We start from the raw sequence: 1,365 nt of genomic DNA, 5'->3' as shown, positions 1-1,365 counted from the left end.
ACGTCGACCAACGGGAAGGCGCTGCTGTAAAGTTGCTTCGCCAACTGCGGTTCATCGAACAGCGCCAGCCAGTCGAGTGAATAGGGATAGGGACTGGTTTGGCCATGATAGAACATCAGCGGTATCACCAGCGGCAGACGCTCGTGGCCCGCTTCCAGGTGGCGCTGCATGGCGGCGATGGCATAGCGCATGAGGCGGAAGGCCATGATTTTATCCGGCCGGCTCTGGTGCTCAATCAGGCAATAGACGTACCCGTCCCCGCGGGCCGTATCGAGAGAGTAGAGCACGTCCGAGTAGCAGGCGCGCAGGTCATCTTCGATAAAGGAGCCGGATTCGAGCTTCAGTGTGTCAAGGTTGCAGACCTTGAGCAGGTTGGATGGCAGGTGCAGCTGCAGGAAGTCGCGGGCGGTCTCCGGGTGGGTGAGGAAGGCCTTGAACACGGCGTCGTGGGGCGAAGCGGTGGGTTTGCTCATGACTTACCTGCTGCGGGTGACGATGGCCTGGGCGAACAGGCGACCTGACGGGTAGAGCACCAGGCTGCTCTCGATGTTGTAGACCTGGCCTGACCGTTTGGCGGCTTCGTGCATGGCCGGCACCAGCAGGCGGCGGGCGCGTTTTTTCAGGCTGTTGACGTCCTGGACGATTTGGCCGGCGCCATAGTCGGGAGAGAGGGCCACCGAATGGGTGTAGGACATGCCGGGCTCGAGCAGCACCAGCATGGCCACCACGTGGGCAAACTCTTCGGTGCCGGTATCGATAATCTCGTCTTCGATAATCTCTGGCGCAGCTGGCTGGTCGCTCATCACTTTGTCCCTCTCCGGTTGTGTCTGTTGTGGCGCAGTATCGCACAATCATGCGGCTGGGGCATCCGCTCCCGGCGGACCGACTGGCGCCGCGAGCGCCGCCCGCCCGTGAAGGTCAACCGCCACGCGCCGGGGCGCAAAGGACGCCGGCATGGCCGGCCCTTCTCCGGCGGCTGCAGTGTCGCGGTGGCAATGTGCTTCACCACTGCCACAGCACAGCGGTCTGGCTCATGAACGGCCTTCAATAATGTTCCCCCCTGCAGCCCGATGACATCTTGGCAGCCCCCGCTGATGGCGTGGCGGCGGGCTGCGCCCGGCCTTCAAGCCGCTTTCGCGGCATATCCTTGTCGCCGAAAAGCCGGCGCCGGCGGTATTCCACGGTCGGCCTGACACGCGGCGGAAGCTGCCGGCCATGACATCGGGCAGCAGGGAACGAGCGCCGTACCGGCGCTCTCCTGCCCCCTCTGACCATGAGGATTTTTGCCATGTCCCGATTTGTCCTGGGTGATTCCGTGCAGGTGATGGCCGGCTATCCGGCGAGCAGCATTGATTTTGTGTTGAC

The 1,365-nt window shown here is 63.2% G+C and carries 2 protein-coding genes and 1 pseudogene; 1 reads left to right on the top strand and 2 read right to left on the bottom strand.

From position 1 onward, the window contains the following. The coding region (locus tag AC4PR2_RS28855; protein ID WP_492176042.1) for an Rpn family recombination-promoting nuclease/putative transposase at window positions 1-473 on the bottom strand (473 nt) is incomplete at its 3' end. 3 nt (window positions 474-476) lie between these two features. Continuing rightward, window positions 477-803, bottom strand: a complete 327-nt coding sequence (locus tag AC4PR2_RS28850) for a DUF7609 family protein (RefSeq protein WP_492176041.1) — start codon at window positions 801-803, stop codon at window positions 477-479. Between the two features lie 314 nt (window positions 804-1,117). Here AC4PR2_RS28850 and AC4PR2_RS28845 point away from each other — a divergent pair. Further along, window positions 1,118-1,219 (top strand): annotated as a pseudogene (locus AC4PR2_RS28845) (hypothetical protein); the annotation flags it as partial. Window positions 1,220-1,365: the final 146 nt, after the last annotated feature.

Source organism: Serratia sp. A07, assembly GCF_058725505.1.
The sequence above is the reverse complement of the archived record's forward strand: the minus strand, read 5'-3'. Positions and strand labels throughout refer to the sequence as shown.